Source organism: Hydrogenophaga sp. GW456-12-10-14-TSB4 (assembly GCF_059424305.1).
This window is the reverse complement of sequence record NZ_JBWKZH010000024.1, coordinates 45,374-66,519: the sequence shown is the minus strand read 5'-3', so window position 1 is coordinate 66,519 and position 21,146 is coordinate 45,374. Positions and strand designations below refer to the sequence as shown.

19 protein-coding genes and 1 pseudogene are annotated in these 21,146 nt (G+C 72.7%); all 20 read right to left on the bottom strand.

All coding sequences use genetic code 11. The features are described 5' to 3' along the window. Position 1: 1 nt before the first annotated feature. The 20 genes and pseudogenes from bioF to AC07ZS_RS13690 all read right to left on the bottom strand — a co-directional run bounded on the left by bioF (position 2) and on the right by AC07ZS_RS13690 (position 21,095). Positions 2–1,222, bottom strand: a complete 1,221-nt coding sequence (gene bioF / locus AC07ZS_RS13785; protein WP_494799109.1) for an 8-amino-7-oxononanoate synthase — start codon at positions 1,220–1,222, stop codon at positions 2–4. Beyond that, on the bottom strand, positions 1,206–1,889 hold the full coding sequence (gene bioD, locus AC07ZS_RS13780; RefSeq protein WP_494799108.1) for a dethiobiotin synthase: 684 nt from the start codon (positions 1,887–1,889) through the stop codon (positions 1,206–1,208). Before bioD ends, bioF begins: the two co-directional genes overlap by 17 nt. Next, complete coding sequence (locus AC07ZS_RS13775; protein ID WP_494799107.1) at positions 1,879–3,258, bottom strand: adenosylmethionine--8-amino-7-oxononanoate transaminase; 1,380 nt, start codon at positions 3,256–3,258, stop codon at positions 1,879–1,881. Before AC07ZS_RS13775 ends, bioD begins: the two co-directional genes overlap by 11 nt. A gap of 1 nt (position 3,259) precedes the next feature. Continuing rightward, on the bottom strand, positions 3,260–4,306 hold the full coding sequence (bioB, locus tag AC07ZS_RS13770; protein WP_494799106.1) for a biotin synthase BioB: 1,047 nt from the start codon (positions 4,304–4,306) through the stop codon (positions 3,260–3,262). Positions 4,307–4,376: 70 nt separating this feature from the next. Then, complete coding sequence (locus tag AC07ZS_RS13765; RefSeq protein ID WP_494799105.1) at positions 4,377–5,180, bottom strand: CbtA family protein; 804 nt, start codon at positions 5,178–5,180, stop codon at positions 4,377–4,379. A gap of 13 nt (positions 5,181–5,193) precedes the next feature. Further along, complete coding sequence (locus tag AC07ZS_RS13760; protein WP_291111284.1) at positions 5,194–5,379, bottom strand: CbtB domain-containing protein; 186 nt, start codon at positions 5,377–5,379, stop codon at positions 5,194–5,196. A gap of 96 nt (positions 5,380–5,475) precedes the next feature. Next, positions 5,476–5,868, bottom strand: coding sequence for a DUF1636 domain-containing protein (locus tag AC07ZS_RS13755; RefSeq protein WP_494799104.1), 393 nt, complete (start codon positions 5,866–5,868; stop codon positions 5,476–5,478). 16 nt (positions 5,869–5,884) lie between these two features. Next, positions 5,885–6,568 carry a vWA domain-containing protein gene (locus AC07ZS_RS13750; protein WP_494799103.1) on the bottom strand — a complete coding sequence of 228 codons (684 nt, stop codon included), beginning with the start codon at positions 6,566–6,568 and terminating at the stop codon, positions 5,885–5,887. Continuing rightward, positions 6,565–7,614 carry a magnesium chelatase ATPase subunit I gene (locus AC07ZS_RS13745; protein ID WP_494799102.1) on the bottom strand — a complete coding sequence of 350 codons (1,050 nt, stop codon included), beginning with the start codon at positions 7,612–7,614 and terminating at the stop codon, positions 6,565–6,567. Before AC07ZS_RS13745 ends, AC07ZS_RS13750 begins: the two co-directional genes overlap by 4 nt. Continuing rightward, positions 7,611–11,400, bottom strand: a pseudogene (gene cobN / locus AC07ZS_RS13740) (cobaltochelatase subunit CobN). The gene AC07ZS_RS13745 and the pseudogene cobN overlap by 4 nt, the downstream one beginning before the upstream one ends. A gap of 1 nt (position 11,401) precedes the next feature. Continuing rightward, on the bottom strand, positions 11,402–12,466 hold the full coding sequence (gene cobW, locus AC07ZS_RS13735) for a cobalamin biosynthesis protein CobW (protein ID WP_494799101.1): 1,065 nt from the start codon (positions 12,464–12,466) through the stop codon (positions 11,402–11,404). Positions 12,467–12,480: 14 nt separating this feature from the next. Further along, positions 12,481–13,314: an ABC transporter substrate-binding protein gene (locus AC07ZS_RS13730; RefSeq protein WP_494799100.1), complete on the bottom strand. Its 834-nt coding sequence runs from the start codon at positions 13,312–13,314 to the stop codon at positions 12,481–12,483. After that, a complete protein-coding gene (cobO, locus tag AC07ZS_RS13725; protein WP_494799099.1) occupies positions 13,314–13,883 on the bottom strand; it encodes a cob(I)yrinic acid a,c-diamide adenosyltransferase in 570 nt (189 codons plus the stop codon). The genes AC07ZS_RS13730 and cobO overlap by 1 nt, the downstream gene beginning before the upstream one ends. Before the next feature lie 25 nt (positions 13,884–13,908). Next, positions 13,909–14,670, bottom strand: a complete 762-nt coding sequence (locus AC07ZS_RS13720; protein WP_494799098.1) for an ABC transporter ATP-binding protein — start codon at positions 14,668–14,670, stop codon at positions 13,909–13,911. Beyond that, positions 14,667–15,671 carry a FecCD family ABC transporter permease gene (locus tag AC07ZS_RS13715; RefSeq protein ID WP_494799097.1) on the bottom strand — a complete coding sequence of 335 codons (1,005 nt, stop codon included), beginning with the start codon at positions 15,669–15,671 and terminating at the stop codon, positions 14,667–14,669. The genes AC07ZS_RS13720 and AC07ZS_RS13715 overlap by 4 nt, the downstream gene beginning before the upstream one ends. Next, positions 15,668–16,552 carry an ABC transporter substrate-binding protein gene (locus AC07ZS_RS13710; RefSeq protein WP_494799096.1) on the bottom strand — a complete coding sequence of 295 codons (885 nt, stop codon included), beginning with the start codon at positions 16,550–16,552 and terminating at the stop codon, positions 15,668–15,670. Before AC07ZS_RS13710 ends, AC07ZS_RS13715 begins: the two co-directional genes overlap by 4 nt. Continuing rightward, on the bottom strand, positions 16,549–17,103 hold the full coding sequence (locus AC07ZS_RS13705) for a bifunctional adenosylcobinamide kinase/adenosylcobinamide-phosphate guanylyltransferase (RefSeq protein ID WP_494799095.1): 555 nt from the start codon (positions 17,101–17,103) through the stop codon (positions 16,549–16,551). Before AC07ZS_RS13705 ends, AC07ZS_RS13710 begins: the two co-directional genes overlap by 4 nt. Further along, the gene (locus AC07ZS_RS13700; protein WP_494799094.1) at positions 17,096–17,917 is read right to left on the bottom strand and encodes a cobalamin-binding protein; all 822 of its coding nucleotides are present in this window, start codon (positions 17,915–17,917) and stop codon (positions 17,096–17,098) included. Before AC07ZS_RS13700 ends, AC07ZS_RS13705 begins: the two co-directional genes overlap by 8 nt. Next, positions 17,914–19,251, bottom strand: a complete 1,338-nt coding sequence (locus AC07ZS_RS13695) for a cobyrinic acid a,c-diamide synthase CobB (RefSeq protein WP_494799093.1) — start codon at positions 19,249–19,251, stop codon at positions 17,914–17,916. The genes AC07ZS_RS13700 and AC07ZS_RS13695 overlap by 4 nt, the downstream gene beginning before the upstream one ends. Continuing rightward, positions 19,233–21,095, bottom strand: coding sequence for a TonB-dependent receptor domain-containing protein (locus tag AC07ZS_RS13690; RefSeq protein WP_494799092.1), 1,863 nt, complete (start codon positions 21,093–21,095; stop codon positions 19,233–19,235). The genes AC07ZS_RS13695 and AC07ZS_RS13690 overlap by 19 nt, the downstream gene beginning before the upstream one ends. Positions 21,096–21,146 lie beyond the last annotated feature (51 nt).

The following is a 21,146-nucleotide window of genomic DNA, read 5'->3' as shown; positions in this document are numbered from 1 at the left end:
CTCATGCCGGTTGTGCCACCGTGCTGGCCGCCGCGATCCGCAGGGCCTGCAGCAGCGCCTCGATGTCCGCCGGCTGGTGCGCGGCCGAGAGCGCGATGCGCAGGCGCGCGGTGCCCGCCGGCACCGTGGGCGGGCGGATCGCGGGCACCCACAGGCCTTGTTCGCGCAGCACGGCCATCACCGCCAGCGCGGCGGCGTTGTCGCCGATCACCAGCGGCTGGATCGCGGTGGCCGAGGGCATCAGGGCCCAGCCGGCCGCGTCGAGCGCGGCATCGGCCCCGGGTGCCAGGCCCTCGCGCAGCTGCGCGATCAGGGCCTGCAGGTGCCGCCGGCGGCGCTCGCCGTCGGGCCCGAGCACGCAGCGCAGGCCCGCGCGCACCGCCTCGGCCAGCAGCGCGGGCGCGGCGGTCGCGTAGGTGTAGCTGCGGGTTTTCTGCAGCAGCCACTCCACCAGGCGCTCGGGGCCGGCCACGAAGGCGCCGGCCACGCCCAGGGCCTTGCCCAGCGTGGCCATGTAGATCACGCGCGGCGAGGCCTGCGGGCCGCTCAGGCCGGCGGCGGCCAGGGCGCCGCGCCCCTGCGGCCCGAGCACGCCGAAGCCGTGTGCATCGTCCAGCAGCAGCAGCGCATCGTGCCGTTCGCACAGCGCGTGCAGCGCCGCGATGTCGGCGACGTCGCCGTCCATGCTGAACACCGCGTCGCTGATCACCAGCTTGCGCCGCGCCGGGCTGGCCGCCAGCAGCGCGTCAAGCTGCGGCAGGTCGGCATGGCGGTAGCGGTGCACCGTGGCGCGGGACAGGCGCGCGCCGTCGATCAGGCAGGCGTGGTTCAGCGCGTCCGAGAACAGCGCATCGCCCTCGCCCACCAGGGCCGGCACGATGCTGGCGTTGGTGGCGTAGCCGGCGTAGAAATAGAGCGCGCGCGGCAGGCCCACGGCCTGGGCGAGTTCGCGCTCCAGCGCCGCGTTGGCCGCGCTGTGGCCGCTGACCATGGGCGAGGCGCCGGACCCGACACCGTAGCGGTCCACGGCGGCGTGCACCGCCTCGCGCAGCAGCGGGTCCTGCGCCAGGCCGAGGTAGTCGTTGCTGCAGAAAGCCAGCAGCGATTCACCGTCCACCCACAGGCGCGCGCCGGGCGCCGGCACCACCTCTCGGCGGCGGCGGCGCAGCGACTGCGCGTCCAGCGCGGCCAGTCGGTCATCGAATTCATCCAACCAGGTCATGGGGCAACTCCAGCGCGATGTCATGGGCCTTCGGGGCGGTGGCCTGCCAGGGCACGCGGCCCAGCAGCGGTGCCGGCAGCCAGCGGCGCAGCGTCTCGATGTTCTCTTCGCGGCAAGGCATGTCGGGGTCGATGGCGTTGGCCACCCAGCCCGCCAGGGTGAGGCCGTCGGCGCGGATGGCCTCGGCCGTGAGCAGCGCGTGGTTCAGGCAACCCAGCCGCAGGCCCACCACCAGCACCACCGGCGCACCGATGGCGCGCGCGAGGTCGGCCAGGGTCTCGTCATCGTTGACCGGCACGCGCCAGCCACCCGCGCCTTCGACCACCACCACGTCGGCCTGCGCACGCAGCGCGCGGTGCGCGGCCAGCAGCTCGGCCACGGTCACGGTGCGGCCCGCGCGCTCGGCCGCGAGGTGGGGCGCCATGGCATCGGGCAAGGCCACCGGGTTGTCGAGCTCGGCCGGCACCCCCACCGTGGACGCCGCGCGCAAGGCCAGCACGTCTTCGCTCACCCATTGCCCCTGGTGCGCGATCAGCCCCGCCGCCACCGGCTTCATGCCGACCACGCGGCGGTGCTGCCGCGCGAGCGTGTGCAGCAGGGCCGCGCTGACCAGGGTCTTGCCCACGCCGGTGTCGGTGCCGGTGACGAAGCAGCCGTCAAACGCCATCGCGCGCACCTCCCGCCAGGGCCGGGCTCGCGCCGGCGCCTTCTTCCGCCAGCGTGGCCTGCAGCGCGGCCAGCGCGCCATTGGCCAGCCAGTCGCCTTCGGCTTCGTCGATCACGTAGGGCGGCATGGCGTACAGCGTGGCGCCGATGGGCCGCAGCACCAGCCCCCGGTCCAGCGCGTGGCGGGCGTAGCGGCGGCCGAAGTCGGGCAGGCTGCTGGCCACGTCCCACGCGAAGACCATGCCCTGGCGGCGCGCGTGGCGCACGCGCGGGTGCGCCGAGAGCGGCGCGAACTGCGCGGCCAGGCGCTCGGCGGTGGCCCCATTGCGCCGCAGCGCGTCGGTCTGCTCGAACAGGTCGAGCGTGGCCAGCGCGGCGCGGCAGGCCAGCGGGTTGCCGGTGTAGCTGTGCGAATGCAGGAAACCGCGCGCGACCTGGTCGTCGTAGAAGGCGGCGTAGACCTCGTCGGTGGTGAGCACCACCGAGAGCGGCAGCGTGCCACCGGTCAGGCCCTTGGAGAGGCACAGGAAGTCGGCGCGGATGCCGGCCTGCTGGTGCGCGAACAGCGTGCCGGTGCGACCAAAGCCGACCGCGATCTCGTCCAGCACCAGGTGCACCTCGTAGCGGTCGCACAGCTCGCGCGCGCGCCGTAGGTAATGGGGGTCGTGCATCGCCATGCCGGCGGCGCACTGGATCAGCGGCTCGACGATCAGCGCCGCCGTGTCCTCATGGTGTTCGGCCAGCCAGTCGGCCAGCGCCTTGGCGGCGCGCTCGGCCACGTCGGCGGCGGACTCGCCGGGCGCCGCCGCGCGGGCATCGGGGCTGGGCACCGTGGCCGCCAGGCGCACCAGCGGCGCATAGGCCTCGCGAAAGAGCGCGATGTCGGTCACGGCCAGCGCCCCCACGGTCTCGCCGTGGTAACCGCCCGCCAGACCGACGAAGCGGCTCTTGCCGGGCCGCCCTGCGTTGCGCCAGTGGTGCGCGCTCATCTTGAGCGCGATCTCGGTGGCGCTGGCGCCGTCGCTGCCGTAGAAGGCGTGGCCCAGCCCGGTGGCCGCGGACAGGCGCTCGGACAGCTCCACCACCGGCGCGTGGGTGAAGCCGGCCAGCATCACGTGGTCCAGCCGGTTCAGTTGGTCCGTGAGCGCGGCGCGGATGGCCGGGTGGTTGTGCCCGAACAGGTTGACCCACCAGGAGCTGATGGCGTCGAGGTAGCGACGGCCGTCGTGGTCGTGCAGCCAGACCCCTTCGGCCCGCGCCACCGGCACCAGCGGCAGGGCCGCGCCCTCGGGCGCGTGCAGCTTCATCTGGGTGCAGGGGTGCCACACCGCCGCGAGGCTGCGCTGGCGCCAGGTCTCGTTGGGAGACATGTCAGTCCGCAGAGACGTGGCGCGGCCGCAGGCCCAGCTTGGCGAGCAGGCCCATGTCGGCCGCCACGTCGGGGTTGCCGGTGGTGAGCAGCTTCTCGCCGTAGAAGATGGAGTTGGCACCGGCCAGGAAACACAGGGCCTGCACCGCCTCGCTCATCTGCTGGCGCCCGGCCGACAGGCGCACCCGTGCGCGCGGCATGGTGATGCGCGCCACCGCGATGGTGCGCACGAATTCGAGCGGGTCCAGGTCGGGCTGGTCGGCCAGCGGCGTGCCCTGCACTTTCACCAGGTGGTTGATCGGCACCGACTCGGGGTAGTCGGGCGCGAGGTTGGCGAGCTGGGCCACCAGCGCGGCGCGCTGCAGGCGCGACTCGCCCATGCCCACGATGCCGCCGCAGCAGACCTTCACGCCCGCACCGCGCACGCGCGCCAGCGTGTCCAGGCGGTCCTGGTAGTCGCGCGTGGTGATGATCTCGCCGTAGAAGTCGGGCGCGCTGTCCAGGTTGTGGTTGTAGTAGTCCAAGCCCGCGTCGCGCAGGATCTCGGCATGGCCGTCGGACAGCATGCCCAGCGTGGCGCAGGCTTCCAGACCCTCGGCCTTGACGGTGCGCACGAGTTCGGCCACGGCATCGACGTCGCGGTCTTTCGGCGCGCGCCAGGCCGCGCCCATGCAGAAGCGCGTGGCGCCGGCCTGCTTGGCGCGCTGCGCGGCCTCGCGCACCGCGTCCACGCCCATGAGCTTGCCGGCGGTGAGGCCGGTGTCGAAATGCACCGACTGCGGGCAGTAGCCGCAGTCTTCCGGGCAACCGCCGGTCTTCACCGACAGCAGCGTCGCGAGCTCGACCTCGGCAGGGTCGAAGTGCTCGCGGTGCACGGTCTGCGCGCGGTGCAGCAGGTCGGAGAACGGCAGGTCGAACAGCGCCTGCACGTCTTCCACGCGCCAGGCGTCGGTGCCGGCGTCGGCCGGGGGCGTGGGTTTGGCGTGGAATTGCAGGGGCCGCACGGCGGTGGTGGCCTGCGGCGTGGCGAGGTCGGTCGTGGTCGTCATGTTCATAGTCCTTTCGACTTAAGGGAGCGGTATTCTGCCTGTCCCCGAGGACAGGCAGTCCGCCACCCCGTCAGGCCGCCTGCGGCAGCTTGCCGGCTTCGCCGAAGGTGGCGCGCAGAACCGGCTGCACCCAGCGCTGGAAAGCCAGGCCCGAGGCCACGCCCATGCAGAGCCAGAACGTCAGCGAGATCCAGGTGGTCGCCCAGACGAACTGGGTGCCGAGGTCGCGCAGCACGGCCTGGGCTTCGCCCTGGAAACCGGCCAGCGGATCGGCGGTGATGTGCGGCGCACCCACCACGTAGGGCAAGGCCAGCAGCGCGGCGGCCAGCAGCCAGCGCAGGGGGCTCTTGAGGCCGGCCACGGAGGCGCAGGCCAGCGCCGCGCTCACGGCAGCCAGGATCCACCAGCCCTGGCGCGAACCCAGGCGGGCGGCGTCCATGCCGGGGATCTCGGCGTGCAGGCCGATCGAGGGCCAGAAGTGGAACACCAGCCAGCCGGCGGCGGCGGTCACCAGGGCCAGTGGCAGCGCGCGCAGCGTGGTGCCACGCCACAGGGCCACGCCCATCACGGCGAACACCAGCAGCGCCATGCTGAAGGCGTGCAGCACGTTGGCGGCGAAGGTCCAGGCGGTGCGCTCGAAGCCGTCGGCCGGGGCCCACGCTTCGGCTTCCTCGGCCATGGCATGGCCCTCATGACCGGCGTGGCCGGCCGGTGCGGCCTCGGTGGTGGTGGCCGGCGCTTCGATCTTCTGGTCTTCATAGACCTCGGCGGCCAGGATGATGGGCACGGCCTGCAGGTGCTGCACACCGGTCTGCACGATGCCCACGGCGAGGGCCACGGCAAGGCCGGCCCAGATCAGTCGTTGAAAAATCATGATCGATGCTCCTTCAGTGGCAGGGCTTGACCGTCACATGGCGCACGTCGTGTGCCGCGTTGTGCGCGACCGGGCTCTCGGCAAACGCCACACCGTAGAGAACCACCAGCCCGAGGGCGGCGGCGGCGGCCAGTTGCAGCAGCAGGCTGCGCACGGCGGACGTGACGCCCGAGGGCGCCGTGGTGCTGGTTCCAATCATGGGGTGCTCCATTTCAAGAAAGGTTGAGGCGTGCGGACAGGGAAGCCGGGCGCCGCGCCTTTCGGCGCCCGGGCAGGAACAGGGAAAAACGAAGGCTCATGCGTCGGACCCCACCAGGCTGGGCGGCAGGCGCGCGAGGATGCCGCTGCGCAGGCGCGCGGGCCGCTCGTTGCGCAGCAGGTTGCCGTCGCTCGCGGCAGCGTGCAGGCCGGCGCAGGCGAGCACGTGCTCGGCCGTCTCGGCGTCGGGCACCAGATCGCCGAACAGGTAGGTGTGTTTGCCCGGCGCCTGAAAGGCCACCGAGCAGGCGCGCGAGCAGCTGCTCAGGCAGGCCATGCCGCGCACCCGCACCAGGGGCTCGGCGCCGCGCCCTTGCGCGGCCTGCACGGCCTCGAACAGGAGCGCGCCGGCCGCCGGCTCGTCGCGCGAAGCGCCCGGGGGCCGGCAGGTGGTGCAGACGATCACTTCGGTGAGGGGTGTCAGGGACATGGTGTGGACAGCGTGGTCAGGCCGGCAGGCGGTGTTCGGCGCGCCAGCGCTCGGCCCAGGCCGCGCACCGGCCCAGGGGCCGCAGGGGGTCGTCGAAATCCACGACGACGATGTGGCCCACCGAGGTCGGGGCCGTGGGTTGTTCGAGCGTGCGGCCGTCGGTGAGCAGCCACAGGCAATCGCCGCCCGCCGCACCGCGCTGCCGCTGGGTCTGGCGCAGCAGGCGCTCGGCTTCGTGCAGGCAGGCCGACAGCGGCGTGCCGCCGCCCCCGCCCACCGGCCGCACGCGCGCGCTGCCGGCCGCACGGGCCGGGCCGGGTGGCAGCAGCAGCTGCACGCCCTGGCCACCGAAGCTCAGCAGGGCCACGTGTTCGCCCGCGCGGGCGGCCTGCTCGATCAGGCGCGCCGCATAGCCCTTGGCCCAGGCCAGGCGCCCGCCCCGGCGCATCGAGCCTGAGGTGTCGAGCGCGATCAGGTGCAAGGGGGGCGTGCGCAGGCTCACCGCCCGGTGGCGCAGGTGCACCGGCGCAAGGCGCTGCGGGCCCTTGGCCAGCAGGGTGCGCAGCCAGTGAATGCCGGCGCCCGCCGTTTCGGCAGGGCGCGCCGCGTGCCGGGCCAGGCTCGGTTTCGGGGAGAGGTTCGGGGTAGGCCACCGCCGGCCGCCGCTCGCCGTGGGCGCGCTCGGGCCGGGGTGGCTCATGCTTTTTTTGGGGGCCAGGCCCCCGTGTGTTTCACCGCCACCATGGCCTCGGGCTGCGGCGGCAAGGCGCCCCAGTCACCGTCGGGCGCGGTGCCGTTCGGCGCCGCGGCGGCACCCTGCCCGCCCGCCGGGGCATGGGAAGGACGGGACATCGGCGGCGTGGCGATGTCGGGCGCGCGGCGGTGCGCCAGCGCGAGCTCGGCCACCGCGTCCACATCGGCCACGCGCACGCTGTCGCGCTGCTCCAGTGCGGCCAGCGCGCGCGCAGCGCGCAGCATGACGAGGTCGGCGCGGATGCCGTCGACACCGGCGGCCAGGGCGAGGTTCGCGGCGTGCTGCACCACGGCGTCCGACCACGGCAATTGCACGAGTGCTGCACGCGCGGCGGCCAGCGTGGCCACCAGCCGGGACTGCGCGGCGGCGTGTTCGGCCAGCAGCGCCTGCGGATCGGCGTCGAAGGCCAGGCGCGCGCGCACGATGGCCTGGCGCTGCGCGGCATCGTCGGGGTTGGCCAGCGCCACCGAGAGGCCGAAGCGGTCCAGCAGCTGCGGGCGCAGCTCGCCCTCTTCCGGGTTCATGGTGCCCACCAGCACGAATTGCGCGGCGTGCTGGCGCGAGACGCCGTCGCGCTCCACCGTGTTCACACCGCTGGCGGCCACGTCGAGCAGCGCGTCCACCAGCGCATCGGGCAGCAGGTTGACTTCATCGACGTACAGCACACCGCCGTGCGCGCGCGCCACCAGGCCGGGCGCCAGGCGCACCAGGCCGTCGCGCAGCACATCTTCGAGGTTGAGCGTGCCCACCAGCTGTTCCAGGCTGGCCGCCAGCGGCAGCGTGACGAAGGGCGCCTGCGGCAGCAGCGCGGCCAGCGCGCGCGCCGAGGTGGACTTGGCCGTGCCGCGCGGACCACTGATGAGCACCCCGCCCATGCCCGGGTCGACGGCGGCCAGCAGCAGCGCGCGTTGCAGCGCTTCGTGGCCGACCAGGGCGGTGAAGGGAAAGGCGGCGCGCGAAGCCGCGTGCAGTTCGGGCAGGGCGGTGTTCATTTCAGGGGTCCTTCTTCCAGTGCGTGTTCGAGCGCCAGCAGGTGCTGCTCGATGCGTTCCCGGTGCTCGCCCGGCTCGGCCCACAGGCCGCGCTGCATGGCTTCGAGCAGGCGCTCGCCGATGCCGCGCAGGGCCAGCGGGTTGTGTTGTTGCAGGAAGGCGCGCGTGGCGTCGTCGTGCAGGTAGGCCTCGGCCACCAGCGCGTACTGGTGGTCGCCGACCACGCCGGTGGTGGCGTCGAAAGCGAACAGGTAGTCCACCGTGGCGGCGATCTCGAACGCGCCCTTGTAGCCGTGGCGTTTCACGCCGTCGATCCACTTGGGGTTGACGGCGCGCGCGCGCACCACGCGGGCCACTTCCTCGCCCAGCGTGCGCACGCGCGGCGCGCCGGGCGTGCTGAAGTCGCCGTGGTACAGCGCGGCGCTCGCGCCGGCCAGGTGCTGCACGGCCGAGGCCATGCCGCCCTGGAACTGGTAGTAGTCGTCGGAGTCGAGGATGTCGTGCTCGCGGTTGTCCTGGTTGTGCAGCACCGCGTCCACGCGCGCCAGGCGCTGCTCGAAGGCTTCGCGCGCGGCCGTGCCGTGCCCGTCCTGCCCATAGGCGAAGGCGCCTGCGCGCAGGTAGGCCTGCGCGAGGTCGGCGTTATCGCTCCAGCGCCGGCTGTCGATCAGCTCCTGCAGCCCCGCGCCGTAGCCGCCGGGGCGCGGGCCGAACACGCGCCAGGTGGCGCGGCGCTGCGCGTCCTCGTCCGCCGCGCCGGCCGCCACCGCCTCGGCGGCCTCGCGCCGCACCCGCGCACGGATGGGGTTCACCTCGTCGGGCTCGTCGTCTTCGGCAATCGCGGCGACGGCGCGCACCGCCGTGTCGAACAGGTCGATCACGTTGGGGAAGGCGTCGCGGAAGAAGCCGGAGACGCGCAGCGTCACGTCGATGCGCGGCCGGTTCTTGATGGCCATGGGCAGCACCTCGATGTCCACCACCCGGTTGCTGCCGGGCGCCCACTTGGGCCGCACACCGAGCAGCGCGAAGGCCTGGCCGATGTCCTCGCCGCCGGTGCGCATGGTGCTGGTGCCCCACACCGAGAGGCCGACCGCCGTGGGAAAGCTGCCGTGGTCCTGCAGGTGGCGCTCGATCACGCGGTCGGCCGCGAGCGCGCCCATGGCGTAGGCGGTGGGCGTGGGCACGGCGCGCGTGTCCACCGAGTAGAAGTTGCGCCCGGTGGGCAGCACGTCGGGCCGGCCGCGCGAGGGAGCGCCGCTCGGGCCGGCGGGCACGAAGCGGCCCGCCAGGCCGCGCATGAGCTGGCCGATCTCGTTCGGTCCGCAGGCGTCCAGCCGGGACGCGAGCGTCTGCTGCAGGCGCCGGATCACCGGCGCGGTGTGCGGCCAGGCCTGCGCATCGAGCGGGGCTTCGTCCGCACCCAGGTGCTGCTCCACCAGCGCGGCGGCCAGCAGCTCCAGCCGCTCGCGCGTGTGGCCGGCGTGCCGCCAGGGCTCGTCGCTCAGGCTTTGCAGCGCCTCGGGGCGCGGGCCACTCCAGGCCTCGGCCCACTCGGGACTGAGCGGGTCGAAGCCGTCCAGGCCCAGGTCGTTCGCCAGCGCCACCAGCAGGCTGCCCTGCCCTGCCGCCTGGCCGCCGGGGAAGCGCGCGAGCGCCACCAGGGTGTCGGTGCGCTGGCGGCCCTGCGGCGACCGGCCGAGGATGTGCAGGCCGTCGCGGATCTGCGATTCCTTGATCTCGCACAGGTAGGCGTCGAGTTTCGCGAGCAGCTGTTCGCGTTGGGCTTCGTCGGCCGGCGGCTGGAAACCCAGCTCGCGGTGCAGCTGGTGCTTCAGCACCTGCGCCAGGATGCCCTCGCGCAGCAGCTTGGCGCGGCGCGGGTCGAGCGAGAGCGCTTCGTAGAACTCGTCCATCTGGCGCTCGAGTTCCTGCAGCGGTCCGTAAGTCTCGGCGCGCGTGAGCGCGGGCATGAGGTGGTCGATGATGACCGCCTGGGTGCGGCGCTTGGCCTGGCTGCCCTCGCCCGGATCGTTGACGATGAAGGGGTACAGGTGCGGCAGAGGCCCCAGCAGGGCATCGGGCCAGCAGGCCGCGCCCAGGGCCACGCTCTTGCCGGGCAGCCATTCGAGGTTGCCGTGTTTGCCCACGTGCACCACGGCATCCACCGCGAAGGCGCGCCGCAGCCAGAAATAGAAGGCCAGGTAGCCGTGCGTGGGCACGAGGTCGGCGTCGTGGTAGCTGGCCACCAGGTCGAGGTCGCGCCCGCGCGCGGGCTGGATGCCCACGAAGACCTGGCCCAGGCGCAGGCCCGGCACCATGAAGCGGCCGCCGCGTTGCATCGGGTCCTGCTCGGGCGCGCCCCACAGCGCGTTCACCGCGGCCTGGCTCTCGGGCGGCAAGGCCTGGAAGTCGCGCAGGTAGTCGGCCATGGCCAGGCTCTGGCCGGCCGGCCGGTGGTGATTGGCGTCGGTGTCGTTGGTGACGCCCTGCACCAGCCGCGCCATGAGCGCGTCGCCGTCGGCCGGCAGTTCGCCGGTGGCATAGCCCGCCTCGCGCAAGGCGCGCAGGATGAGCGCGGTCGACGCGGGCGTGTCCAGGCCCACGCCGTTGGCCAGCCGCGCGTCGTCGTTCGGGTAGTTCGCGAGGATGAGCGCGAGGCGCTTGTCGGCGTGCGGCTTGTCGCGCAGCGCGCACCAGCGGCGCGCGAGCTCGGCCACGAAGCGGATGCGCTCGGGCTCGGGCTGGTAGCGCACCACGTCCACCTCGGTGCGTTCGCAGCGCCAGGCCAGGCCCTTGAAGCTGACGGCGCGCGTGCCGATGCGGCCGTCCACCTCGGGCAGCACCACCTGCATGGCGAGGTCGCGCGGCGCGAGACCATGCGGGTCGGCCTGCCATTGTTCCTGCGAGCAGCCGGCGGTGATGAGTTGCAGCACCGGGGCGTCGCCGGCCAGCGCCACCGCCTCGGTGCTGTCGCCATCGAGCGAAGCCACGGCGAAGCTGGTGGCGTTGAGCACCACGCCCACGCCGCGCTCGGCGGCCAGGGCCTGCAGCTCGGCCAGGCTGTCCGGGTTCTTCAGGGAGTCCACCGCCACCGCGAGGGCGTTGAGCCCTTCCTCGGCCAGGGCGGCGAGCACCGCGTCGAACACGGCGGTGTTGCCGGCCTGCAGGTGGGCGCGGTAGAACAACAGCATCGCCACCGGTGCGCCATCGATCCATGGCGCGGCGGCCTGCGGCGTGTAGGGCATCACCGGCGGCAGGGGCCGGGGCGGCGGCGGCCGGGGCCCCCCCCCGGCCGAAGGCCGCGTGGCCGATGAGCGAGAAGAAGGCCAGCGCGTTGTCGCGCCCGCCTTCGCGCAGGCAGCGCCAGAGCCGGTCGCAGTCCTCGGGGGCGGCGGTGCTGCGCATCAGCAGCTGCGGGTCCTGCACGTTGTCGCCCGAGAACAGCACCAGCCACTGACCGTGTTTCGCCGCCAGCGAGACCGCCTGCTCCACCACGTAGGCCCAGTCGCTCGGGGCACCCAGGTGGTCGATGACCACCACACGCGCATGGCGCAGCACGTCGTCCACGTACATGTCGGTGGACGCGGGCTGGCGCAGCCACATCAGGTTGCAGAGCCGCACGCTGGGGAAGTCGTCGCCCAGGCCGGCGGCCGCGTCGGCCAACAGCGAGAGCGTGGTGTCGGCCGCGCTGAGCACCACGATGTCGCCGGGGGTCTGCTCCACGCGCACGATGCCCTGCCCGCCGTCTTCGACGTGGCCACCCGGGCGTGTGGACAGGAGGTGCATGTCAGGCCACGCTGGTGTCGGTGCTCAGGGCCGACTGGAGCTCGTTCTGCAGCGTGTCGCGGTCGAGGTGGTCGCCGATGAACACCAGCCGCGTCGCGCGCGCTTCGTCGGCGCGCCAGGGGCGGTCGAAGTGGCTGTCGAAGCGCTGGCCCACGCCTTGCACCACCAGGCGCATGGCGGCACCGGGCAAGGCCACGAAGCCCTTGACGCGGTAGATCTCGTGGCGCTGCACCAGGGCCACGAGCGCGTCCAGCAGGCGCTGGCGGTCTGCCACCTCCAGCGTGAGCGAGACCGAGTCGAACTCGTCGTGGTCGTGGTCCTCTTCCTCGTCGTGGTGGGTCTTGCGCTGGTCGATCACGTCTTCCACCGCGCGCTCCAGACCGAGCAGCACGCCCAGGTCCAGCTTGCCGTGCTGCGCATGCACCAGCTTCACGCCGGCCGGCGTCTCGGCGCGGATGATGGCCTCCACCTCGGCCAGCGTGGCGGCATCCAGGCCGTCGGTCTTGTGCACCACCACCAGGTCGGCGGTGGCGAGCTGGTCCTCGAACAGCTCGGCCAGCGGCGAGTCGTGGTCCAGGTTCTCGTCGGCGCGGCGTTGCGCGTCCACCGCCACCGGGTCTTCGGCGAAGCGGCCAGCGGCCACGGCCGGGGCGTCCACCACGGTCACCACGGCATCCACCGTGAAGGCGTTGCGCAGCGCGGGCCACTGGAAGGCCTGCACCAGCGGCTTGGGCAGGGCCAGGCCGGAGGTTTCAATGACGAGGTGGTCGATCTGGTCGCGGCGCGCGGCGAGCTGCTCCATCACGGGCGCGAACTCTTCCTGCACCGTGCAGCACAGGCAGCCGTTGGCGAGCTCGAACAGCTGGCCATTCTCTTCGCCGTTCTCGTCGCAGCCGATGCCGCAGCCGCGCAGCAGCTCGCCGTCGATGCCGAGTTCGCCGAACTCGTTGACGATGACGGCGATGCGCCGGCCCTGCGCGTTCGTGAGCAGGTGGCGCAGCAGCGTGGTCTTGCCGGCACCGAGGAAGCCGGTGACGATGGTGGCGGGGATCTTGCGGGTTTGCATCAGGGGTCTCCTATTCAGGGGCGAGGGGGCAAGGCGAGCAGGCAATCGACCAGCATCTGAGCGGCCTCGCCCAGCCGGGGGCCGGGGCGCGAGAGCAGGTCCATGCGGTCGGCATCGAGCTGGCAGACCTGCTGGCGGCGCAGCGCCTGCAGGCCGGCCCAGCCGGGGCGGTCGGTCATGCCCGAGAGCGTGGACTGGGGGCCGATGATCAGATCGGGCGAGCGGCGCACCACCATCTCGGGGTTGACGCGCGGGAACAGGCCGGCGTCGCCGCTCACGATGTTGACCAGGCCCAGGCGCGCCACGGTTTCGCCGATGAAGCTTTTGGCGCTGGCGGCGGTGGGGCCGATGCCAACCTCCACGTACACCGTGCGACCGCGCAGGGAAGCCGGCACGCGGCGCGCGGCGGCGTCGAGTTCCTGGTCGATGCGCCGCACCAGTTCGAGGGCGCGCGCCGTCTCGCCCAGCGACTGGCCGAGCGCGAGCAGCATGCGTTTGAGGTCGGCGTGGGTGCGGGCGTCGAAGGTCTGCACCGGCACGCCGAGTTCGGTCAGGCGCTCACCGGCGCGGCTGCGCGGCCCGAGCAGCACCATGTCGGGCCGCAGCGCCACGATGTGTTCGATCTGCGCGTCGGCCAGGCCGCCGACCTTGGGCAGCTTGGACACGCTGCCCGGCCAGCTGGAATAGCGGTCGGTGCCGACCAGTTCGGCGCAGTGACCGAGCGCACACACGGCCTCGGTGAGCGAGGGCGAGAGCGTGACGATGCGGTGCTGCGCGAGCGCGGGCACGGCCATGCCGCCGAGCAGCCCCAGCATCGCCAGCGTCGGCACGGGCAGCATCGCGCCCATCAGTCTTCAATGCCTCGCTGTGCGGGAACGCCGGCCTTGAAGTGGTGCTTGATCAGCGTCATCTCGGTCACCGTGTCGGCCAGCTCGACGAGTTCGGCCGGCGCACCGCGCCCGGTGAGCACCACGTGCACCTGCGGCGGTCGCTCGCGCAAGCAGGTCAGCACCGCGTCCAGCGGCACCCAGCCGTAGCGCAGCGGGTACATGATTTCGTCCAGCACCACCATGAAGTGTTCACCGGCGCGAATGGTGGCCTCGGCCTTGGCCCAGCCTTCGAGCGCGAGTTCGGCCGAGTGGTCCAGGTCGCGGCTCTTCCAGCTGAAGCCGTCGCCCAGTCCTTCGATGGGAATGCCCAGCTGCTCGAACAGCCGGTGCTCGCCGAAGCGCGCCGAGGGCACCTTCATGAACTGGTAGACCTTGACCGACTTGCCCCGGCCATGGGCGCGCAGCGCCAGGCCGAATGCGGCCGTGCTCTTGCCTTTGCCGGTGCCGGTGTGCACCAGCACCAGGCCGCGCCGTTCGCCTTGGGGTTTGGGGGTGTCTCGCAGGACGGGAGGGGCTTCGATCTGCATGGTTCGGGCTCCGTTAAAAAGAGGGTCAGCGGGGCAAGGCCACCCACTGGTCGCCCAGCGGATGGATCGCGATGCGGTGGTCAAAGACCTGTTCGAGGGCCTGGTGGGTGGCGGGGTCGTCGCAGGCGCCCTGGTGGTGCACGCGGCCCTGGGCCATCACCACCATCTGGTCGGCGTGCAGCGCCATGCCGATTTCGTGCAGCACGCTGACGACGGTCTTGCCGCGGGCCACGAGTTCGCGCACCAGCAGCAGCCAGTCGGCCTGGTGCGGCGGGTCGAGGTTGGCCAGCGGCTCGTCCATCAGCATGACCTCGGCCTGCACCGCCAGCAGGCGCGCCAGCAGCACGCGCTGGCGTTCGCCGCCGGAGAGCGCGCCCAGCGGACGCTCGCGCCAGTCCCAGGCCTGGGTGGCGCGCAGGGCCTGCTCGACCGCGGCCCGGTCGGCCCCGGACGGCGGGGCCAGCCAGGGCTGGTGCGGCAGGCGGCCGAGCATGGCCACGTCCCACACGCTGAGGTCGTCGGCGCCCTGCTCGCCCTGTCCCAGCCAGGCCAGTCGGCGCGCGCGCTCGCGGCCGCGCCATTGCGCGAGCGGGCGCTCCAGCAGTTGCACCTCGCCGCTGTGCGGCAGCAGGCCCGCGAGGGTTTTCAGAAGCGTCGATTTGCCCGCGCCGTTGGGGCCGACGATGCTGGTCCAGCGCGCGGCGGGCAGGCTCACCTCGATGCCATGCAGCACGGGCGTGCCGCCCAGCGCCACGCCGATGCCATGGGCCTGCAGCGCGGCCGTCACAGGCCTCCTCCTGGCCGGCGGCGCCGGTGCATCAGCCACAGGAGGTAGCTGCCGCCCAGCACCGCGGTGAGCACGCCCACCGGCAGTTCCTGCGGCGCGATGATCCAGCGCGCGAGCACATCGGCGGCCATCAGCAACAGGCCGCCCATCAAGGCGCTCAGCACGATCAGGCGACCGTGCGTGGTCTTCACGATGGAGCGCACCAGGTGCGGCGAGGCCAGGCCCACGAAGGCGATCAGGCCGGTCTGCGCCACCGCCGCGCCGGTGGCCAGCGCCAGCACCGCCACCAGGACGGCGCGCACGGCCACCAGCGGCAGGCCCAGGCTGATCGCGGTGGCTTCGCCCAGCGCCAGGCCGTCGAGCACGCGGCCGAGCGAGGCGGCCACCAGCAGCGCGGCCAGCCCCATGGCGGCCATCACGCCGCAGGCGGCCCAGCCCACGAAGCCGGTGCTGCCCAGCATGAAGCCCTGCATGGCCTGCAAGGTGTCGGGCGAGGCGATGGTGACGAGGTCGCGCGCGGCGCCCAGCACCACCCCCACGATCACGCCGGCCAGCAGCAGGCGCAGGGTGTGCTGCACGCCCTTGGCCAGCGCCAGCGTGAGCACCACGCCGACGACCGCACCGGTGAAGGCCGCGCCGGTCAAACCCAGGCGCACGGCCCACTGGGTGGCGAACGGGGTGGTGCCGAACAGGGCCAGCGCCAGGGCCACGCCGAGCGCCGCGCCCGAGGCGCTGCCCAGCAGGTAGGGATCGGCCAGCGGGTTGCGGAACAGGCCTTGCGCGACCGCGCCGGCCAGGCCGAGCAGGCCGCCGGCCACCCAGGCGCCGAGCGTGCGCGGCAGGCGGATGTCCCACAGGATCTGCCAGGCCACCGGGTCGTGCCGGGCGTGCAGCACGCTGTCGAAGCCGGTGCTGCCCACGCCCGCGCCCAGCAGCAGAACGCCCACGGCCGCGATCAGCAGCGCGCTGCCGAGCCAGAGGCTGTGGCGGGCCCCGCTCACCGAAGGCCTTTCTCGGTGATGCAGCGCGCCATGAGGCGCGCGGCCTCAGCCATGCGCGGGCCCGGGCGCACCAGCACGTCGGACTCCTCGGCCGTGAAGACGCAGAGGCGGCGCTCGCGCAGCGCGCGGATGCCGCGCCAGCCCGGCCGGGTTTCCAGGCCCTGCACGTTGCGCGCGCCGATCATGATGAGGTCGGGGTTGGCGCGCACCACGTACTCGGGGTTGACGCGCGGGAAGGGCCCCAGCGCGGGCGCGACGATGTTCTGCACGCCCAGGCGCGCCATCATCTCGCCGATGAAGGAGCCGGTGCCGGCGGCATAACCCCCGGCGCTCACCTCGTAGTACACGCGCAGCTTGCGCGCCCCCGGCGGAAGCGACTGCGCCACCGCCGACACGCCGGCGTCGATCGCGCGCCAGATGCGCTGCGCATCGGGCACCTCCAGCAGCTGGCCCAGCTTGCCCATCACGCGCTGCGCGTCGGCCGAGCTTCGGGGCTCCATCGCCAGCACCTTCACGCCCAGCGACTCCAGCCGCTGCACGCCACGCGACGAGGTGGCCATGAGCACGACGTCGGGCTTGAGGGCCACGATGGCCTCGATGTTGGGGTCGATGCCGCCGCCCACTTGCGGCAGGCCGCGCACGCTGGCCGGGTAATTGGAGTAGCGGTCCACCCCCACGAGGCGGTGGCACTGGCCCAGCTCGCACACGGTTTCCGTGAGCGAGGGCAGCACGGAGACGATGCGCTGCGGCGATTGCGCCAGCGTCACCGTCACGCCCCGGTCGTCGGTCAGGGTCACATCGGCCGCGTGCGCCGCGCCACCGATCAGGCAGCCCAGCGCAAGAAGGCGCCAGAAACGAAGGGGCATGGATCGGGCTTTCATTTCAAGGTCAGGGGCAGGCCCGCCGCCATCAGCGTGACGCGCTCGCAGGCAGCGGCCACGGCCTGGTTCAGGCCGCCGAGCGCGTCCACGAAGGCGCGCACCTCGCGGCCCATGGGGATCACGCCCAGGCCGATCTCGTTGCCCACCAGCACCACCGGGCCGCGCGCGGCCTCGATGGTCTGGCACAGCTGGCGCGTGGGCCCGGCGGGATCGGTCGCCGGGCCCTCGGCGGGCATCAGCAGGTTGGTCAGCCACAGCGTGAGGCAGTCCACCACCACCAGGGTGTGCGGCGCGCTGTGTTCGCGCAGGGTTTCGGCCAGGGCCCGCGGTTCTTCCACGGTGGCCATGCCGGGCACGCGCTCGGCGCGGTCGCGCTGGTGGCGCGCGATGCGCTCGCGCATCTCGTCGTCCCAGGGCTGGCCGGTGGCGATCATCACCGCGCGGTGGGCGGTGTCCGTCGCCAGCCACTGGCGCGCGAGCAGCTCGGCGCGGCGCGACTTGCCGCTGCGCTGGCCGCCCAGAATGAATTCGCTGCGGGCGATCTCAGCCATGGTGCTCCATCCATTGGGTGACGATGCGGTGCAGTTGCGCCACACCGTCGGTGAGCGCGGCCGGCCCGGGCTGCAGGATGTCGGCCGACTTGATCTCGAACAACTGGCCGTGCGCCACCGCGTTCACGTCCTGCCAGCCGGCGCGCGCGGCCACCTTCTCGGGCCGGAATTTCTTGCCGCACCAGGAGCCGATCACGATGTCGGGGTTGCGGCGCACGATCTCGGCACCGTCGGCAATGATGCGGTCCTTGCCCAGTGGCATGCGCGCGAGCTCGGGGAACACGTCGTCGCCCCCCGCGATGCCCATCAGTTCGGAAACCCAGCGGATGCCGCTGATGTGGGGTTCGTCCCACTCCTCGAAGAACACGCGCGGGCGGCGCTTGCCGCCGGCCTGCAGGGCTTGCACGGCGGCGCGGATGCCGTCGAGCCGGGCCCGCGTGGCCTCGATCCAGGCCAGGCCTTCGTCGGCACAACCCACCATCGCCGCCACCTGGTACAGCATGGACAGGATCTCGTCCACGCTGCGCTGGTTGAACACCGTCACCTGCACACCCGCGCGGATGAGCTCGGCGGCGATGTCGGCCTGCAGGTCGGAAAAACCGAACACGCCGTCGGGTTGCAGCGCGAGGATCTTGTCGATCTTCGCGTTCAGGAAGGCGCTGACCTTGGGCTTCTCGTCGCGCGCGCGGCGCGGCCGCACGGTGTAGCCGGAGATGCCGACGATGCGGTGCTCCTGCCCGAGCAGGTACAGCCACTCGGTGGTTTCTTCGGTCAGGCAGACGATGCGCTGCGGGCCGAGGGACGCCGTGTTCATGCGGCACCTCCTTCGATGAACAGCGAGGCGGCGGCCGCCGGGCTGGACGGGAACCAGGCATGGAAATAGCTGGCCTGCACCGCCCCCACACGGTACACGGCTTCGCCGGCGCCGCCGCGCGCCGCTTCGGTGCGGTGGGCCGGCGCCAGCGCGGTCTCGCAGCGCGAGTAGTGGAAGGTGTGGCCGCGCAAGGCGCCGGCCGGCAGCGCGAGTTGCTGCAACCCCAGGGCCGCCAGCCGCTTCTGCATGAGCACCTGGCCCGGCAGCAGGCCCCACAGGGCGGCGGCTTCGCCGTCGCTGGAAATCATGTGATCGAACAGCGGCATCATGCCGCCGCATTCTGCCCACACCGGCCGCCCGGCCTGGGCGTGCGCGCGCAGGCCGTCGCGGGTGCGGGTGGCAGCCGCCAGCGCGCCGGCGTGCAGCTCGGGATAACCGCCGGGCAACCAGACCGCGTCGCACGCGGGCAGCGGCTCGTCGGCCAGCGGCGAGAAGAAGACCAGTTCGGCACCGAGCGCGCGCAGCACATCGAGGTTGGCCGGGTAGATGAAACAGAAGGCCGCGTCGCGCGCAACGGCGATGGTCTTGCCTGCCAGCAAAGCGGCCTGGGCGGGCACAGCGGTGGGCGCGTCGAACGCCACCGTCCAGCGCGCCAGCGCCGCGCCGTCCATCTGGCCCAGCGGCGTGCGGGCCAGTGCATTGGCGGCGGCATCGAGCCGGGCCAGCGCGTCGGGCAATTCGGCGGCCACCGTCAGGCCCAGGTGGCGCTCAGGCAAGGAAAAAGCGGCATCGCGCATGACGGCACCCAGGAACTGGGCTTCGTCATCGGCCAGCGCCTCGCGCAGCATCTGCGCATGGCGCTCGCTGCCCACGCGGTTGGCGAGCACGCCGGCCCAGGGCAGGCCCGGGCGGAAATGGCGCAGGCCGAAAGCCAGCGCGCCGAAGGTGCCCGCCATGGCCGAGGCGTCGATCACGGCGAGCACCGGCAGGCCGAAACGCTGCGCCAGGTCGGCCGCGCTGGGCTCGCCGTCGAACAGGCCCATCACCCCTTCGACCACGATCAGGTCGGCTTGCATGGCCGCTTCGTGCAGGCGCGCGCGGGCATCGTCTTCGCCCGTCATCCACAGGTCGAGGTTGTGCACCGGGTGCCCGGTGGCCAGCGCGAGCCAGTGCGGGTCCAGGAAGTCGGGCCCGCATTTGAAGGCCCGCACCCGCCGGCCGGCGCGCGCGTGCAGGCGCGCCAGCGCCGCGGCCACGGTGGTCTTGCCCTGGCCCGAAGCCGGGGCCGCCACCAGAATGGCCGGGCAATGCGGCATCACCGCTGCGGCGCCCATTTCATGCCGACGTAGAACGTCTGACCGGCGGTGGCGTAGCCGCGCGCGGTCTGGTAGTCCTTGTCGCCCACGTTGTCCACGCGCGCCAGCAGCGTCCAGTCCGGACCGAGCCGCTTGCTCGCGTACACATTCACCAGCCCGTAGCCGTCCAGGCGCTGGAGGTTGGCGGCGTCGTTGTAGCGGCGGCCCACCAGCTCCAGCTCGGACCCCAGTGTCCAGCCGGCCACTTGCGTGTCGGCGCTCAGCTTGGCCATCTCGCGCGGCCGGCGGGGCAGTTCCTTGCCGGTCGACAGGTCCTTGGGGTGCTGCAGGTCGAGCGAGCCGTGCAGCGTCACCGCGCCGACCTGGCCGCCGGCTTCCACCGTGATGCCCGAGTACTCGGCGCGCGCGGTGTTGGCGTAGCAGCCGGGGAACGCGCCCGTGCCGTTGATGCAGGCGCCGGCCCCGCCGACGTAGGTGATCAGATCGGACACCTTGTTGCGGTAGGCCACCACGCTGAAGAGGCTGCTGCCGACCTCGCGCTTCAGCCCCACTTCGACGTTGCGCGAGGTCTCGGGCCGCAGCGAGGGCACACCGTAGATGCTGAAGCGCTGGTACAGCGTGGGCACGCGGAAGGCGGTGCCCGCCGAGGTCATGACGCGCCAGCCCGGCACGAAGGCATAGGCATACGCCGCGCTGCCGGTGGACTTGGCACCGAACTCGCTGTCGTCGTCGTGGCGCGCATTGAGTTGCAGCGTGTGTTTGCCCTCGCGCCAGCCGTAGCCCAGCGCGAGCGCGTTCTGGTGCCGGTTGGTCGCGACGGGCCGGGTTTCGGCGTTGTCGAAGCGGTCCTCGCGCCGCTCCAGCGTCGCCGTCAACTGGTGCGCACCGAGCTGCCAGCGGTTCTGCCACAGGTAGTTGCTCAGGCGGGTCTTGGACACGTAGGGCGAGGGCCGCGTGGCGTAGCGGTCCGTGCCCTGCGTGATGCCGACCTGCGTGCTGTACACCTCGCTCCAGCGCGCCGACCAGGTCAGGCCCAGCGTGTTCACCTCGCTCAGCGCGTGGTCGTCGCGGCGCGGCGTGGTCGAGTCGTATTGCGCGTCCAGGTCGCTGGAGAGCAGCGTGGCTTCCAGCCGGTGGCCGGGCGCCACTTTCAGGCCCAGGCGGGCCGACGCCGACGTGCTGCGAAAGCCGTCGTGGTCCGGGTTGGCCGCGGGCTGCGCGTTGAAGCCGTGGCTGGTCTCGCGCGTGACGCCGAAGGCGTAGTCGAAGTCGCCGGCGGCGCCGCTGAAGGAGGCATCGAGCTTGGCTGTGCCCTGGTTGCCCAGGCCCACCTCGATCGAGGGCGTGAAGCCGCCCTCGCCCTGGCGCGTGAAGATCTGGATCACGCCCGCCATGGCGTCCGAACCGTAGACCGCCGCCGCTGGGCCGCGCAGCACTTCGATGCGCTCGATGCGCGACAGCGGGATCGCGCTCCAGGATGCGCCACCGCTGCCGCCCTGCGACTCGATGCGCACGCCGTCCACGTAGACGGCGGTGAAGCGGGTTTCGCCGCCGCGGACATAGACGCTGGTGGTGGCGCCCGGGCCGCCATTGCGGCTGATGGAAATGCCCGGCACACGGGCCAGCACGTCGGCCAGGCCGGTGGCGCCGCTGCGCTCGATGGCCGCGCGGTCCACGATGGACACGTCGGCCACGACGTCGGTCAATGGTTGCTCGACCCGGGTGGCGGTGACCACGGTTTCCTTGAGGGCGGTGTCCGCAGGGGACGAAGACGATTGTGCGTGGGCGACCGACGTGCCGAAGCCCGCCAGCAACGCCAGCGGAAGCGCGGCCAGGGGCGCGCGCAGTTTGCGATTTTTCATGATGAAGAACGGACAGGAGGCCCTCACCATCTTCCCCGACGGTGCATGGGC

Excerpts from the sequence above, each read along its gene's own strand:
- bioF (WP_494799109.1), bottom strand. The coding sequence starts at position 1,222 with ATGACCTGGTTGGATGAATTCGATGACCGACTGGCCGCGCTGGACGCG.
- bioD (WP_494799108.1), bottom strand. The coding sequence starts at position 1,889 with ATGGCGTTTGACGGCTGCTTCGTCACCGGCACCGACACCGGCGTGGGC.
- AC07ZS_RS13775 (WP_494799107.1), bottom strand. The coding sequence starts at position 3,258 with ATGTCTCCCAACGAGACCTGGCGCCAGCGCAGCCTCGCGGCGGTGTGG.
- bioB (WP_494799106.1), bottom strand. The coding sequence starts at position 4,306 with ATGACGACCACGACCGACCTCGCCACGCCGCAGGCCACCACCGCCGTG.
- AC07ZS_RS13765 (WP_494799105.1), bottom strand. The coding sequence starts at position 5,180 with ATGATTTTTCAACGACTGATCTGGGCCGGCCTTGCCGTGGCCCTCGCC.
- AC07ZS_RS13760 (WP_291111284.1), bottom strand. The coding sequence starts at position 5,379 with ATGATTGGAACCAGCACCACGGCGCCCTCGGGCGTCACGTCCGCCGTG.
- AC07ZS_RS13755 (WP_494799104.1), bottom strand. The coding sequence starts at position 5,868 with ATGTCCCTGACACCCCTCACCGAAGTGATCGTCTGCACCACCTGCCGG.
- AC07ZS_RS13750 (WP_494799103.1), bottom strand. The coding sequence starts at position 6,568 with ATGAGCCACCCCGGCCCGAGCGCGCCCACGGCGAGCGGCGGCCGGCGG.
- AC07ZS_RS13745 (WP_494799102.1), bottom strand. The coding sequence starts at position 7,614 with ATGAACACCGCCCTGCCCGAACTGCACGCGGCTTCGCGCGCCGCCTTT.
- cobW (WP_494799101.1), bottom strand. The coding sequence starts at position 12,466 with ATGCAAACCCGCAAGATCCCCGCCACCATCGTCACCGGCTTCCTCGGT.
- AC07ZS_RS13730 (WP_494799100.1), bottom strand. The coding sequence starts at position 13,314 with ATGGGCGCGATGCTGCCCGTGCCGACGCTGGCGATGCTGGGGCTGCTC.
- cobO (WP_494799099.1), bottom strand. The coding sequence starts at position 13,883 with ATGCAGATCGAAGCCCCTCCCGTCCTGCGAGACACCCCCAAACCCCAA.
- AC07ZS_RS13710 (WP_494799096.1), bottom strand. The coding sequence starts at position 16,552 with ATGAAAGCCCGATCCATGCCCCTTCGTTTCTGGCGCCTTCTTGCGCTG.
- AC07ZS_RS13705 (WP_494799095.1), bottom strand. The coding sequence starts at position 17,103 with ATGGCTGAGATCGCCCGCAGCGAATTCATTCTGGGCGGCCAGCGCAGC.
- AC07ZS_RS13700 (WP_494799094.1), bottom strand. The coding sequence starts at position 17,917 with ATGAACACGGCGTCCCTCGGCCCGCAGCGCATCGTCTGCCTGACCGAA.
- AC07ZS_RS13695 (WP_494799093.1), bottom strand. The coding sequence starts at position 19,251 with ATGGGCGCCGCAGCGGTGATGCCGCATTGCCCGGCCATTCTGGTGGCG.
- AC07ZS_RS13690 (WP_494799092.1), bottom strand. The coding sequence starts at position 21,095 with ATGAAAAATCGCAAACTGCGCGCGCCCCTGGCCGCGCTTCCGCTGGCG.